Consider the following 15,413-nt stretch of genomic DNA (forward strand, 5'->3'; position numbering starts at 1 on the left):
TCTCCTTTTCAACCCTTGGGTTGTATAAATTAAGTTTTCAAGCGACTAATTATTTACCTTAATCTCTTGTTCATTCATTCCTTTAAGGACTAACACCTTGGCTTTAGAATTAGACTGAACAAATACAACTTTCTCTAATGGTGTGGAGGATGGAATAACTTCCTCCTGTGGAATAGCCGTGGTTGATGAAAGCTGTTCTTGAAGCTGGTTGTCGTCATCGAGCGACGCAACCTCAACTTGCGCATCATCATTAGGGTTTCTTAATGCTAACTGCAACGAGCCACGTCCTTTGGCAATTAACAGTAGCTCAGCTTGCTCCATGCTTAATTCCAATGTCACCGCACGCACTAACATTGGTTTATTCTCATCATTTGATGCGCGCTGATCGATGGCTAGAATCTTGACATTAGACAGTACGATATCGGTTTTATAATTACCTTCTTTATATAGGTTAATTACATCAACTCGATTACCCGGTAATAAAAAACCTGCAACCCCGACAACATCATTGACCCTTATAGTCACGGCTCTCATATTATGTTTAATAAGGCTGGCTAAGGTACTTCCTTCACCTTTAGTGGTCAGTTTTTCATGACGTAGGATTTCACCAGGGTAAAGCTTTTGATTAACGACCTTGCCTTCAGCGTCTTCAAAATTAGTAACTGATCCTTTTGGCGCGATATCATCAGGCACAGCTGTTAACACCAAATGCTTCCTATCAATAATGGTTCCCATTGGCACCAAGCTAGATAAAGTCACCACCGTAGTCGTTTGACCAGAATTCGTCGTCGGGGTATTTGACTTGAGCCAGTTTTGAGCGAGGAAAACGGCAATCGCACCAAATACTAGCGACAAGACGATGAAAAGAATCGTTTTGCTATTCATAGTGAACTCCTTATGTTAACTATAAAGTGCTATCTTATTGTTTATTAAACAAAGTAAATTGACCAAGCTGAGTCAATGAGCGACTGAGTTACTACTGATTCAAGTTTCATAAAGCAAATTTGATCTGACATGATCCCAAGTAGATCTCTTGGGTAACAGGGAATGAGAGGTTTATGGTATTTAATATGATATTCCCTGATGAGGTACTCATAATTGGCGTCACTACAAACAAGACCTAATTCATCGCAAACCCGAAACCAAATTTTTCGATATAACTCACTGTCTAGAGCATCAAAATGAATTTTATAACCAAGGCGACGTAAAAATGCTTCATCAACTAACTCCTTGGGATCAAGGTTAGTTGAAAAGAGTAAAATCAATTCAAATGGAATTTCAAAATGCTCACCAGACTGCAGACTTAAAAAGTCTCGGTGCTCTTCCATCGGAATAATCCAACGGTTAAATAATTGCTTCGCGCTGATACGTTGGCGCCCTAAATCATCAAGCAGCAAAATACCATTGTTGGCTTTGAGTTGCAGTGGTGCCATATAAGTACGACTATGGGTATCAAATTGTACTTCCAGCATTTCCGCTGTGAGTTCACCACCTGTAATCCGCAGTGGTCGCTGGCATTTAATCCACCTTGGATCATGACCACTGTTCAAATCTAACGGGTTATCACCTGAGTCCATTTCACTGCGGTGATGTAACTCAGGGTCGTACACCTGAATAATTTCATTACCTATCGCAATGGCATAAGGAATCAATACATCATCCCCTAAGGTTAAATTAAGGTGGCGACATAGGTAACTTTTACCGGTTCCTGGTGGGCCATAAATTAATACAGGCCGACTGGAGTTCATCGCAGGGCCAATCTTAAAGAGTAAGTCTTCAGGCAAAACCAGATCTTTGAGCCCTCGTTCTAACATCTCGTAGGTTATCGGGCGTGCTCGACTCGATTGCTGCTTACAAATAGGAATATATTGCTTGAGAGGAATAGGCGCTAAACCGATGTAACCACTGCGGCTAAATACCAACTTTGCATGAATTTCACCAGTATGGCTTAATGCGTAACGCATTTGTCCATCAAGGGTGGTTTGTCGATTTTCAACCCAGCCCAATTTCTTGGCGGTATCCAGTAACTGTTGCAAAATGCCGCCTGTAATACCGATTTTTGCAACCATTTGCTCTTTGGTGAGTACACCTGAAGTAAAAATATGTTTGGTGACAAGATCAAGTAATAAAGACTCCGACAGCCCTGTCGCTTCGATGGTGATAGGTTTAGGCGCTAACTTACTAACATCATTACTATCCGCTGTCTCAGTTTGGATATCATCAGATTCACGGTTAAAATCCGCAGTGTTATTTGATTCAGATTGCAACATATCAGGCCTCCATTCCCAAATAATGACTTAGCTGAATATACACATTCTGTAAGTCATAATTTATGCTACACGCCACAGCCCAGCCAATAGCTAAAGCAGGTGCGTAGGGGACTTTTTGACCCGCGGCCTCACCCATTTCGGGCTTAAAATAAGTTTTACAGTAAATACAATCCCAGTAACGTTTCAGTGTCTTTGCTAATCCTGCTATCCCAGTTCGCCAAATCACTAACAATAAGCTGGTGATTGAGCCTGCGGCGATGCCATACAATATGCTCCAAAGCAGCAGTTCTGGTCCCATCAAGGCGCCAATCCCCATCATCAGTTTGACATCTCCCGCCCCCAATACCCGTATAACAAATACTGGAAAAAGCATTAAAAATGCCAAGCCAAAACCAAAGCTTGCAAGCAACAAACCATTCAGCTGTGCGTAATAACCATTAATGGCAAAACCAGTAAAGATAGCAATTAAACATAATAGATTGGGAATACGCTGGGTCGCTAAATCTGAGGCTATGGCGATTAAAAAGAATAGCCCAGCTAAACACAACTGCAGTAAGAGTTGATATTCACTCATGGCGTTAACCTGATTCAAGGGAAATAAATGAGAGAATTGCCCAGATAAAAAGCGAAGCTGGGCAAATTTATAGCTTAAAATTAACTACCGTAGCTAACCACCAGTAGTACAATCTGTGCTTGCGCCATTCACTGCTGACGCTAAACACTCAATTTTAGTTGTTGCGTTATCACCTAAAAGGTTAAATGCTGCAATCATACCGCCAACAACTAAGCCACCAGCAATTGCATACTCAACAGCAGTCAAACCACTTTCATCTTCAACAAAATCTTTCAGTAAATTAGTAAGGTTCATAATATTCTCCAAACAGCTAAATGGGGCACCATAATACGGGTATCCCACCCCTTTACTTACTTGATCCTTAATGGCGGTGCCATTGTTTATTGCCGACAGCTAAATATTGATATTTTAGACCGTCTTTTTAACCAGCAACCTTAACAACGCACCACTAACACTGGGTTGTCACACCGTCATTACATTGCCGCTACATTTAAAGGTAGCAAAGTATTGTTTATTTAGTAGGCGATATTGAAAATATATTTTAAATATTCACAACTTTTTTTGAAATAATTAAAATTAGAAAATTTCCATAGTAGTAAAGTCTATAAATTACACTTTGCTGATCTAGATCAATGACAGCAGCAAGGTTAAATCTACAAATTAAACGTTATCTTTAGCTAGATAAATTAAAGCAAAAATGACGACTGCCTTATATCTAATATTCATTAGGAACTGTTGAAGTAACTTTGTGCCATTTCAAAAATAACAGCATGAAAACGATGATGATTAATGCGTTAAATATCCATCAACTCAAGTTATATCAGCATTACAGCACATCTGAGTTAAGCTGATATATATCTGGCCGAAACTGTAAAACGCCCTTGCCATCAATCCAAGTCGTTAGGTATGTCATTAAAACGGGTAGAGGCTTTGATAACGAAAAAGACTTTGGACGCTTTTGCTGTATCGCATTATCGATAGAGAAAGCTGGTTGATTAATATGACGACCCAGCAAGTAATTGACTAGGCCGCGCGCATTTTCTAGCCGCACACAACCATGACTCAGGGCTCGCTGCGAATGAGAAAACAATGATTTTGCTGGGGTATCATGCAGGAATATCGCTTCATCGTTGGGTATTGAAAATCGATATTTTCCGAGAGAATTATTGGTACCAGGTTGCTGCACCAACTGATACTCCTTTAGTAAACTAACGACTTGCTGACGCGGGATATTTCCTATAGGCAGCACAGACGAATGACCAGCTGAGTGCTTACGTAACTCAAACCCATGGCTGGCTAAATAACCGGGTGACTGACTATTTTTAGGTAATAATTCACCATAGACAATACTAGCAGGTGGCGTCCATGTGGGGTTTACGGTAAGCAAGGTTAATTGGGTCTGCATTGGCGGCGTGGGGGTATCAGGTTTACCTACAATGACCCTCATACTCATAATGCTCGCTTCATTTTCCATCACATGTAGCTGATATGATGGAATATTTACCCAAATGTAGTTGAAAGGTAATTGAGCTGGTAATTCAAACCAACGATATAGCGCTTGTCGCATTTGAGCAATACGATGAGATGGCGGCATATTTAAGGCCTGCAACGTTTGCTTGTCTAATTCCCCACTAACATCCAGACCATGCCTTGATTGAAAATGTTTAATTCCGTTTGAAATTATTGGATCATATATCGCATCTCGATAGCCATTGGACTCCTTGGGCGGAATATCCTCTAGCTGGGTGAGCATCCATCTTAGTTTAGCAATATCAGTATTTCGCTGCCCTAATCGAAAATCCATTTGAGTGATTGATGGCCAAACATAGGCTTCGAGTTGTTGATATTGCCTAATTTTTTCGCGGAGTAATATTACCTGCTTATGCTCGGGCAACATATTTGCAAGTAGTATTGGCAACTGCTGCCTATCTGATGCTTGCTGTAACTGTTCAAGGCTGAGTAGGTTTTTAGTACTGCCTTTGACTGTTGGCTGATTAAGTATATTAATTAAAAGCTGTGAGTAATGGCGATCTAAATCACTCAAAGAAGTACTATCTGTCATGGCTAACATAATCGACTTTTGCTCGCTAAGCCCCATGTCCTTAGCTAAGGTAAAAAGTTTTTTTACAACAGGTTTAGGGCCTTTATCATTAAACCAAATTAGCGCTGTATTGCTATTGAGTGAAGAAAGTTGCTGTTGAGGTAGATTAAGATCTCGCTCATTTTCTACAGCGGCGAATAAAAAGTGATTAAAACTGAATAATAAACAGGTTGTAATAAAGACATTTTTAAAAAACCAAACGTTGTTCAAAACCGTGCGATTAACCAGATTATAAAAATAACAACCAATAAGACCGCTAAGCAGAGGTAATTTCATAGCACCCAACCTTAATATAACTATGCTTAAGCATAACTAATTAGCATAACTGCACTGATTAATATAATAGGCTAATAACCAGGTTCAGCCGTAGTTCAAGGTTTAGTACACAACAGGGTTTATCACAAGGGTGCTCGCTAATTAGCGTCTTTATAACCATTTTAATGACTATTTTTAAATCGTTTGTCCGTTGTTAATCTATACTTTGATTATTATTTCCCAGTTTGAGTGATCCCTAGTCTATTTACTTGGGCGGATATTTTTACATCAGATGAGTGAATAAACGGGTATGTTGAAAACTAACCTTAATACAGATCATTTTATACAAGCGGCATTAATTGCGTTGATCAGTCTATTGTTAATGCTAATCCTTTACCCTGCATGGACTGTTGCCGATGCAAGACTGACGCTTAAGACAGAAAAAGCATCAGGGGCAACATTGGCCGAAAGATACCTTATTCTCGGTGATTGGCCTTCGGGTAATGAAGATATATTACTCACACATTTCGATGATTTTCAGATTAATATTGACTCTAACGCTAGCCAATCATCTCTCAGTAACATGCCAGCATCGCAATTCAGCCAAACACAAGTTCAATCAAACATGCAGCATCAAGCCAAAGATGATGTCCGAAGGCGACACCTAACAACTAATGAAACTCCAGATTAAAATGACTCGCTATAAAACATAAGAGATAAGCCATGCCTAAAACCGCAACAAGCAAAGCTCAGCATAGCGCCCCATCGATATCTATGATGCGCACGTATTTTAGAACGCTTGCGGTATTAATTTTTCTTATTGTGATTGCATTTAACTATAAACAGTTAATACAGGATCACTCTCCCTTCTCCATTGCCACTGCAATGACACATATCAAAACCCAGCACTTGTTAAGTCAAGGTTTACTGTTCGATCTAGGATTCTTCGCTGCTATGGTCGTCACCTTACATGCTTGCTGGGCGGCAATTATCACCCTCTCATGCCGCCCTTGGTTTCAGTATTGCCACAATGACAATATTAAGACCCAGATCTGGATTGTGATCCTATTACTTCACTGTATTTTGGTCGTTGCGGCAAACTCTTATTTATACCCCACATCTTTACTGGGTATATTTAGAGGCACAATTTTAGTAGAACCTTGGCTGCTATGGGGGCTGTTATTTTTACTCCTGAGCAACTTTATGTATGCCCTTTTCAGCAGCTTATCCAGTTATAAAACCCGTGCTTTATTAAGTTTACTCATTATTACCATTGGCTCTGTTTACGTGTTTAGTAACAACACACTTTCAAGCAGTAACAAGCAGGTTAATGAACTTCCGAATATTTTTGTTATCGGGATTGACGGACTGCGCCCTGACCACCTTGCTCACAGAGGTGCAGATTATGCAATCGCGCCAAAACTCAATCAGCTATTAGCAAAATCATTAATCTACGATAAAGCATATACACCTCAAGCTCGAACATATGTGGCCTGGATGGGGATATTATCGGGACAATATCCTGTCAATAATGGAGCAAGGTTTAACTTAGCCCCACCGGAATTAGTTAATACAAATTTGCCACTCCTTAATTCACTTTCAAGTAAAGGCTATCAAACAACCTATGCAATGGATGAGCGCCGCTTTAATCAAATAGATGAGCAATATGGCTTTGATAGGATTGTTGGTCCTAAGGTTGGCGCAGCTGATGCCATAATAGCCAATGTGGCTGATATTCCTCTGGTAAACCTAGCCATAAACACCCCAATTTCTGGCTATATGTTTCCCTATTTATATATTAATCGCGCCTATGGTAAAGCCTATGATCCTATGCGGTTTAATCAAGAAGTACTCAATGCGTTATCTACTGAATCGCCTAATTTTTTAGCAGTACATTTTTGTCAGCTACATTGGCCATTTACCTCAAAAGACTTCATTGAATTAGATAAGTCACGCTGGGATGGTAACTACAATCATTATATGCACCGAGAATTGATCAAAACGGTCGATGTACAAATAGCCGATTTCATCAGCGGCTTACGCCAACGTGGCATGTTAGATAATGCCATTGTGTATCTATTATCAGACCACGGTGAAGGTTTTTTATTACCTCAAGATAGATTGACTGCAGCAACGGAAATACAAGATGACAATAACAACCCTAGGGATAAAATTGAAAAGCTCAATGTGGCCGCATGGGGCCATGGCACCAATATCTTGTCTCAAGAGCAATCACAAGTCTTGCTTGCAAGTTTGCGATATCACCATGGCGAACCGATTAACCACACAGGTAAGGTGCCAGGGTTATTCTCTCTTATTGATATTGCGCCCACTATCGTGGCTAGTTTTAAATCAGATTCGACAAATAATGATTGGCAATTTGACGGGATAGCGCTTCCACAGATGCAGACAGCTTTAGATGATAGCCGATTTGTTTTTGTCGAGTCTTCACTACCTGTTCGCGCTATCAATACCAGCTTCATCGATGATAATAAAGTCATGTCAGAAACCGCGTCACAATATGAGGTAAGAGACAACGGCCGAGCGGTGATGAAACCCGAGTTTTATAAAAACAACATCGCTTTAAAGCAGCGTTCTGTATATGCAAAGCAGTGGCAGCTCGCCATGTTGCCTAAGGATGAACGGCTCATTTTAATCAATACTGACACCATGCAATGGCACAACCTAGCCAATTATCAAGGCAATGCCCCGTGGCAAAAAATGTTAACCGCTCTGTGTAACCATTACCAAACTGATTTGGTTAACATGCCAAAAACGCCATGTCAGAATGCATTGGGGTTATACTCTCAGTTAGAGAATTAAGGATGAGTTTGCAAGGCTGTGGACTAAAGTTATTTAGTTACAGCGTAAATAGACATAACGCGCTTTATTAGCGACCTAATTAGCAACCTAAGCCGTTAGGTTTATGGTAACGAATTAACGACAAGGCTAGCATCGGCAAGCTAGCCTGTTTGTCGTGAAAATAGCCATGTATCAGTAAAACTATAACGTCTGCTCAATATAAGCTGGCACGTCTGCAATACTATTTACGACTGCAGTGGCTTCATTGATCCCGGCATCATCAACTACTTTACCTGTTTTAACTAAAATCGATGTTGGAATTCCTGCCGCTTTAGCAGCGCGCATATCATCGGCTTTATCACCCACCATGATAGATTGACTCATATCGATTTTTAAAAATTCTGCAGCACTATTTAGCATACCGGGTTTAGGTTTACGGCAATCACAATCTTGTTTGTAATCACCAAGGCCTTTTTCTGGGTGATGTGGGCAATAATAGATGCCGTCCAACTCCACACCTTTGTCTGCAAAGTTCCAATCCATCCATTCAGTTAAATGGTGAAAGTCATCTTCACTATACATACCGCGAGCAATACCAGATTGGTTTGTCACCACCACGACCATGTAGCCCATTTTTTTAAATGCTAAGCATGCTTCAAACACACCTTCAATGTATTCAAAGTCATCAACCAAGTGCACGTAGCCTTTATCGATATTGATAACGCCGTCACGGTCTAAAAAAATGGCTTTATTCACGGTACTACTCCTAAAATTTCAATTACAGTGATTATCCCACTACTTAGTTAAATATGCACATGTATTATAAAAGGAAGATTTTTTACATCGATACTTTATAATAACGCCAGTAAAGGTTACCCTTCCGTAGATATTTTGTGACAATTATAAGAAGTAATGAGTCAAATAACGCCAATAATTCATAAAACTCGTACCCAAGCTGTAGTAGAAGTGTTGAGAGAACAATTACTTTCAGGCTATATCAAAGCAGGTGAACCGCTTAGACAGTCAGCGATTGCAGCACAACTTAATGTCAGTCGTATTCCTGTTCGTGAGGCTTTAGTACAGTTAGAGGCTGAAGGGTTAGTCAAGTTTGAAGCCCATAAAGGTGCCACTGCGACAATGCTTTCTGTTGAGCAGGTCACAGAATTATTTGAGCTACGCGCTATGATAGAGAGTGATTTGCTTGCAAAAGCAATTCCTAATCTACAAGATGATGATTTTGAGCGGGCTGACAAGGTGCTAGCCAAACTCGAGTCGGCTTTTAAGCAAGAGGACTCAGTTGCTACTTGGAGCGAACTCAATATCCAGTTCCATACGTGCTTATATGAAGCAGCTAATCGACCTCATACTCTCGACGTTGTACATGGCTTAAATAATAACTGTGATCGTTATATCCGCTTACAGCTACTTTTAACCGGTGGCATACCAACGGCGGAACGAGAGCATCGCGAACTCTTCGAATTGTGCAAACGCAAAGATATAGACAGCGCGACCCAATTATTACAGCGGCATATTTTACATGCGGCAGAAGCCATTAAGGCACTTGTTGTCCAGCATTTAAAGTAGGTTTAAAGGGGCAATGACAGTAGTCCCTAATAATAAAGACATTTTATTACCAGATTATTTTTTAATTTTTATTTGAGAGATCACCACATGCAGTATGCTCATATTACCGGCTGGGGAAAATGTGTCCCACCAGCAACTCTGACCAATGACGATTTAGCCACATTTATGGAAACGTCAGACGAGTGGATTAAAACTCGTACCGGGATCAGTGAAAGACGTATTAGCCACGTTAACACCTCAGAACTTGCAACCGTTGCGGCGCAAAATGCGTTATCAGCTGCAGGTATTGATGGCAGTGAGATTGATTTAATCATTCTAGCAACAGCAAGCGCTGACACTTTAATTCCAAACATCGCTTCTACAGTGCAAGCTAATATTGGTGCAACTTGCGGCGCGTTTGATATCAACGCAGCCTGCAGTGGCTTCTTATATGGTCTTGGTCTTGGTAGCTCGCTAATAAAAAGTGGCCAAAATAAAAAAGTGTTGGTGATTGGTGCTGAGCGTTTGTCTTTTTACCTTGACTGGTCTCGCCGTGAAACCGCGGTATTATTTGGTGATGGCGCCGGCGCGGTTGTTTTAGAAGTAAGCGACCAACCAGGTGGTGTTTTAGGTTACGAGTTAAATAATGACCCTGCAGCACGTGATATTTTAGCCTCTGGCTTTGGTACCAAAATGGATCGCTTTGATTCAGCATCTTTAGACTTCTTTATTCATTTAAATGGCCAAGAAGTGTTTAAACGCGCGATTCATGGCATGGGTGGTCTAAGCACTAAAGTGCTTGAAAAGTGCAATATCAATAAAGAAGACGTGGATTTTGTTATTCCTCATCAAGCTAACGAACGTATTATTGATACCTTAATCGGCCGCATGAAAATTCCAAAAGAAAAAGCCTTTGTTAATATTGCAAAATATGGCAATACCTCAGCAGCCACTATCCCTATTGCGATTTGTGATGCCCTTGAGCAAGGTAAGTTGAAAGCGGGTCAAACTGTTTTATCATGTGCCTTTGGCGCAGGTTTAACCTCAGCGGCAGCATTAGTTAAGTGGGGCGAGCGTACTACACCCATTAACCCACCGACTGCCGAGCTTCCACCTTGTGAAGTCACTGCCTTAGAGCTTATTAAGCCAGCGGTTGATTTTTTCATGAATAAATCAAAGTAAACTCAGCTTGCTAAACCATTAAACCAGCCTTGTGCTGGTTTTTTTATCTATGATTACTGGAATTAATCTGCTTGATTTACGTTCAGGGGACTAAAATTACATACTAATAAATTGCGCCGCCTTCATGGTTTTACTGTCGCCAATCGAGGCTATTTGCGCCACAAATAATTCAGCGCACGCTAGTGCATCAGTAAGGGCATCATGACCATAATAGGTTGGTAGACCGTATCGATTTCGACAAGCATCCAGTCGTAAACTACCTTCTTGCAGCACATCATGTTGGCGTAAAAGTCGTTGTTTTTCTATCGCTAAGGTATCAATAAAAGGTAATTTAATGCTTCTTTTATAGACTTTTTCTAAATGGGTTTGGATAAAACTGATGTCCATTGGTGCATGATGAGCTAACAAAATTGAACCTTGAGTTTGTGCAAGCAACCAGGCCATGGCTTGTGTTAGTGATAACGCTTCGGTTAAATGATTATCGATAATCCCATGCACTGCTGCGCTCTGCCCTACACTTCCATCTATGGTTACCATCACTTGCTGGGCTTTTGATAACGGAATGGCGCCATGTTCAATCGGCACGATACCAATACTGATTATTTGGTCGTGGTGAGGATCTAACCCAGTCATTTCTAGATCTATTGCCATAATCGGTAGATCCGAAATCGTGGCACTAAGGCATGGCTTAACGCTCGACTGGTAAGCGGCAAGCTCGTCTTTTTGACCGAGAAGTTCTAACTGTAAGCGCGTTTTAAGCCATAACTCATTCACTAAGTTGTTTACTCCACACTATTAACATCACAAGCTAAATTAACATCACAGGCTAACCCACATAGAAATACCATTAATAACTTCGCATAAACTTCATTCTTAAGCCCGATTGCGCATCATGGACTACTTTAAAAGCATCCCTGAGCTGATGTCGCAATAACGATGACATTTGCTGCGGTTTTAAGTAATTGGTGACTTCTTGCTGTTGTGTATGCTGCAGGCCTTGATTGGATAAACGCATATGCGCAATAAACTCTAAGGCATCCGCTAGATTAAGGGCATCTTTACGGTTAATGATATTGGCTTCCATCAGTGCCCTAATGCGTTTTGGGGTATTCACTTCAGTAATGCCGGCGCTTAATGCATACACTCTGGCGATATCGTTAATTAACGCTACGCCTTTATGTTTCAAATCCATGCCTTTTACTTCAGTGCCATCACGCTCTAAGACAAACTTTCTAAAAAAGCCTAGCGGCGGCGTCTCAACCAGTGAGTTACCCGCCATTCCCGCAAGAAAAATATCATTGTCTTTGGTGTTACTTAAGACGTGCTGTTGTAATTGATCAAATAAATTCTGCGGCCCATAAACGGAGCGCATATCAAAAAATATACTGGCATGCATTAAGGCTTTAGGTTCGGGCGATAGCACCCACTTTTCAAAGTGTTGTTGCCATTGGGACAGCGACAAACGCCATTTGGGGTTTTGCGCCATAATATCCCCAGGGCAATATATATAGCCGCATTGATCTAGCCCTTTACAAACCGCATGGGTTAAGGCGTCAAAATAGCCTTTTGCATGCTCATCGGGCTCATGAGCCAGTAAAATACCGTTATCTTGATCTGAACAGGCCGCTTGATCTTGCCTGCCTTGTGAGCCAAACGCTAACCAGCAAAAGGCCATTGGTGCTTCACCTAAAATTTGCTGATTTAAAATAATTAATCGCCGAGTTAATGCATCAGTAACCGAGGTTAATACCCTGCCCACTTCTTCAGCTCGGGCATCTGCACTGATCAGATTTTGCAATAATACTGGAATTTGTTTACTGACATTGATCAGGCTATCGATATTGGTTTGCCGCTCGATTTCGCCGATTAATAACAAGGGCTGTGAACTCTGGCCGCGTAAAATATCAGTGCTGGTTAATATCCCCACCACATTGTCTTGCTGCATAATCGGTAAGTGGTGAATACCATGTTCACTCATCAACAGCATAGCTTCAAACACTAAGGCATTGGCTTCAAGTTTGGTGGGATTGGCAGTCATCGCTTGATGAACCGGCAAGTTGCCATCAAAGCCTTCAGCAAGCACTCGATTACGTAAATCTCGGTCGGTAAGAATACCAATCAATTGCTGATTATCCATCACTAGCACTGATGACACTCTGGCTAAACGCATTTTCTTCGCCGCTTCACTGACACTGGCATTACAATTTATAATTAGAGGATCGGCAGACATTAAACTATTGATACGATTGGTCGTGGTTAACTCTTTTGCTTTAAATCTAGCTTGATGACGCATTCGTCTAGCAAAGGCGCGATTAAAAAAGCGATCGAAGCTGCGGCTTTCACTACGCAAAAAATCAAAGGTTTCGGGATCTAAGTGATACACCAAACTGTCTTCTAAAACCTGCACTTGGTTACTGACTTTTTCACCAGATAGCAAAGACGGAAAACCAAAGTAGTCTCCTTCGCCCAACCTATCTAATAACTCACCTTGATTATCTCTGACCTCAAATGCGCCTGAGCGAACGATATAAAGTTGCGGGTGACTGGCATCTAAGGGCACCACAGCCGATGCCTTACTGTAATAACCAATGGTGATTTGCTTGCAGCAGCGGGTTAAATTTGCCTCTGAAAGACTATCAAATGGCACTAACTCTTTTATAAATTGAACAATGGGTTGCAGTTCACTGGCATCTTTCATCGCGGGCCTCTTACTTGCTGCCAAATCATCTTCTGTCTTATTAATTTAATATACGTAAATTCTATTGAGGCTGATATTCGACCAATGGCCATAAGTGGCATTATTTAACTCACTGATATTAAACACTTGCTAACAGCATTTGCTCATAACAATAATTAATCTCTGTCACCAATAAAAAAAGCGCCGAAGCGCTTTTTTATCCGTGAGTTAAATACTCACATTTTATAGCTCATATTGTATAAAGCTTAATGGTCGTGCGCTTCACCTGAGCCTTTCGGGAATCGAATAGACTCAACCATAGCAACCACGTCAGCAGGAACCGCAGCAGTGACTTTGCTAACAGCAAATGCAACACCAAAGTTAATCATCATACCTAGCATACCAATACCTTCAGGCGAAATACCTAAGAACCAGTTTTCACTGCTATTGGCACTTGGATTAACAAATTTAAAGTACACGATATAACTAGCGGTAAATAGTAAACCTAATACCATCCCTGAAATCGCACCTTCTTTGTTAACGGTTCTTGAGAAGATCCCCATAACAATGGCAGGAAACAATGACGATGCCGCTAGACCAAATGCAATCGCAACAACCGCGGCCACAAACCCTGGTGGATTAATACCAAAGTAACCCGCCATGACAATACCTAGCGCCGCTGCAATGCGTGCAAATAAAAGCTCTTTCTTATCTGAGATATCTGGCATGAAGTTTTTCTTCAGTAAATCATGGGATACCGAGGTAGAAATAACCAATAATAAACCCGCAGATGTAGACAGTGCCGCCGCAAGACCACCAGCAGCAACCAATGCAATGACCCATGCTGGCAGAGATGCAATTTCTGGCGTCGCTAATACCATGATATCGCGGTCAATTTTCATTTCATTGCTATCGCCTTTAGCATAATAGATATTGCCATCAGCATTTTTATCATCCCAAGTAATTAAGCCGGTTTTTTCCCAGTTTTTAATCCATTCAGGCGCAGTTTCATATGAAACCCCAGTAGAGTCAGGCCCATTAATGGTTTCAATCATGTTCACACGAGAGAATGCCGCTAATGCAGGAATAGTGGTATACATAATCGCGATAAATACTAATGCCCAGCCTGCAGACACACGCGCATCTTTTACCTTAGGTACTGTAAAGAAACGCACGATAACATGGGGTAAACCTGCAGTACCAAACATCAAGGCACCAGTAATAAAGAACACATCAATCATGCTCTTTGAGCCTTCGGTATATTGAGAGAAGCCAAGTTCTGCTGACAAGCCATCAAGCTTATCTAACAGGTAAACCCCTGTTCCATTACCTGCTGCATCAACAAGTTCAGCACCAAAGCCAATTTGCGGTAACACATGACCTGTCATCATTACCGAGATAAAAATAGCTGGCACCATAAAGGCAAAAATAAGCACACAATACTGCGCAACCTGAGTGTAAGTAATCCCTTTCATGCCGCCTAATACAGCATAAAAGAACACCACTGCCATACCAATATAAACCCCAGTTTCAACTTCGACTTCTAAGAAACGGGAGAAAACCACCCCAACACCACGCATTTGACCAGCGATGTAAGTGAAACAGATGAAAATCGCACACACGACTGCAACAGTTCGCGCAGCTTGTGAGTAATAGCGATCACCAATAAAGTCGGGCACAGTAAATTTACCGAACTTACGTAAGTATGGAGCCATGCAAAGCGCTAGCAGAACATAACCACCGGTCCAGCCCATTAAATAGACTGAACCATCATAACCAGTAAATGAAACAATACCGGCAAGTGATATAAATGATGCCGCAGACATCCAATCCGCCGCTGTTGCCATACCGTTCATAACTGGCGGCACGCCGCCACCAGCGACATAAAACTCTTTAGTTGAGCCAGCACGAGACCATATGGCGATACCGATGTACAGGGCAAACGTCAAGCCCACGATAATATAAGTTAAAGTTTGAACATCCATGATT

At 41.2% G+C, this 15,413-nt stretch carries 13 protein-coding genes; 4 read left to right on the forward strand and 9 right to left on the reverse strand.

The genetic code is table 11. The features are described 5' to 3' along the window. Window positions 1-45: 45 nt before the first annotated feature. The 5 genes from cpaB to BM739_RS15520 all read right to left on the reverse strand — a co-directional run bounded on the left by cpaB (window position 46) and on the right by BM739_RS15520 (window position 5,221). Window positions 46-885: a Flp pilus assembly protein CpaB gene (gene cpaB / locus BM739_RS15500; protein WP_076542217.1), complete on the reverse strand. Its 840-nt coding sequence runs from the start codon at window positions 883-885 to the stop codon at window positions 46-48. Window positions 886-929: 44 nt separating this feature from the next. After that, entirely contained in the window at window positions 930-2,270 is a 1,341-nt protein-coding gene (locus tag BM739_RS15505; RefSeq protein ID WP_175609536.1) for an AAA family ATPase, read from the reverse strand. A gap of 1 nt (window position 2,271) precedes the next feature. Next, entirely contained in the window at window positions 2,272-2,844 is a 573-nt protein-coding gene (locus tag BM739_RS15510; RefSeq protein WP_076542219.1) for a prepilin peptidase, read from the reverse strand. Window positions 2,845-2,937: 93 nt separating this feature from the next. Further along, complete coding sequence (locus tag BM739_RS15515; RefSeq protein ID WP_076542221.1) at window positions 2,938-3,138, reverse strand: Flp family type IVb pilin; 201 nt, start codon at window positions 3,136-3,138, stop codon at window positions 2,938-2,940. A gap of 532 nt (window positions 3,139-3,670) precedes the next feature. After that, complete coding sequence (locus tag BM739_RS15520; RefSeq protein WP_083698194.1) at window positions 3,671-5,221, reverse strand: L,D-transpeptidase family protein; 1,551 nt, start codon at window positions 5,219-5,221, stop codon at window positions 3,671-3,673. Window positions 5,222-5,510: 289 nt separating this feature from the next. On the opposite strand from BM739_RS15520, the gene BM739_RS15525 reads away from it, so the two are divergent. Together BM739_RS15525 and BM739_RS15530 are read left to right on the forward strand one after the other, a co-directional pair. Further along, on the forward strand, window positions 5,511-5,891 hold the full coding sequence (locus tag BM739_RS15525) for a hypothetical protein (protein WP_076542223.1): 381 nt from the start codon (window positions 5,511-5,513) through the stop codon (window positions 5,889-5,891). Window positions 5,892-5,923: 32 nt separating this feature from the next. Next, entirely contained in the window at window positions 5,924-8,023 is a 2,100-nt protein-coding gene (locus tag BM739_RS15530) for a sulfatase-like hydrolase/transferase (RefSeq protein WP_076542225.1), read from the forward strand. A 180-nt stretch (window positions 8,024-8,203) separates the two neighbouring features. On the opposite strand, the gene gmhB is transcribed toward BM739_RS15530, so the two are convergent. Next, window positions 8,204-8,758 (reverse strand): D-glycero-beta-D-manno-heptose 1,7-bisphosphate 7-phosphatase, encoded by a 555-nt coding sequence (gmhB, locus tag BM739_RS15535; RefSeq protein WP_076542227.1) that lies wholly within the window; start codon window positions 8,756-8,758, stop codon window positions 8,204-8,206. A 156-nt stretch (window positions 8,759-8,914) separates the two neighbouring features. Between gmhB and BM739_RS15540 the strand changes: the two genes are divergently transcribed. Next, window positions 8,915-9,586, forward strand: a complete 672-nt coding sequence (locus tag BM739_RS15540) for a GntR family transcriptional regulator (protein ID WP_076542229.1) — start codon at window positions 8,915-8,917, stop codon at window positions 9,584-9,586. Between the two features lie 87 nt (window positions 9,587-9,673). Beyond that, window positions 9,674-10,747 (forward strand): ketoacyl-ACP synthase III, encoded by a 1,074-nt coding sequence (locus tag BM739_RS15545; protein WP_076542233.1) that lies wholly within the window; start codon window positions 9,674-9,676, stop codon window positions 10,745-10,747. A 96-nt stretch (window positions 10,748-10,843) separates the two neighbouring features. On the opposite strand, the gene BM739_RS15550 is transcribed toward BM739_RS15545, so the two are convergent. The 3 genes from BM739_RS15550 to BM739_RS15560 all read right to left on the reverse strand — a co-directional run bounded on the left by BM739_RS15550 (window position 10,844) and on the right by BM739_RS15560 (window position 15,409). After that, window positions 10,844-11,521: an exonuclease domain-containing protein gene (locus BM739_RS15550; RefSeq protein ID WP_076542237.1), complete on the reverse strand. Its 678-nt coding sequence runs from the start codon at window positions 11,519-11,521 to the stop codon at window positions 10,844-10,846. Between the two features lie 73 nt (window positions 11,522-11,594). Next, window positions 11,595-13,445, reverse strand: coding sequence for a DUF294 nucleotidyltransferase-like domain-containing protein (locus BM739_RS15555; RefSeq protein ID WP_076542239.1), 1,851 nt, complete (start codon window positions 13,443-13,445; stop codon window positions 11,595-11,597). A gap of 245 nt (window positions 13,446-13,690) precedes the next feature. Beyond that, on the reverse strand, window positions 13,691-15,409 hold the full coding sequence (locus BM739_RS15560; protein ID WP_076542241.1) for a sodium:solute symporter family protein: 1,719 nt from the start codon (window positions 15,407-15,409) through the stop codon (window positions 13,691-13,693). Between the last annotated feature and the right edge of the window lie 4 nt (window positions 15,410-15,413).

It is taken from the genome of Shewanella sp. UCD-KL21, from assembly GCF_001957135.1.
In the GTDB taxonomy this organism is placed as follows: domain Bacteria; phylum Pseudomonadota; class Gammaproteobacteria; order Enterobacterales; family Shewanellaceae; genus Shewanella.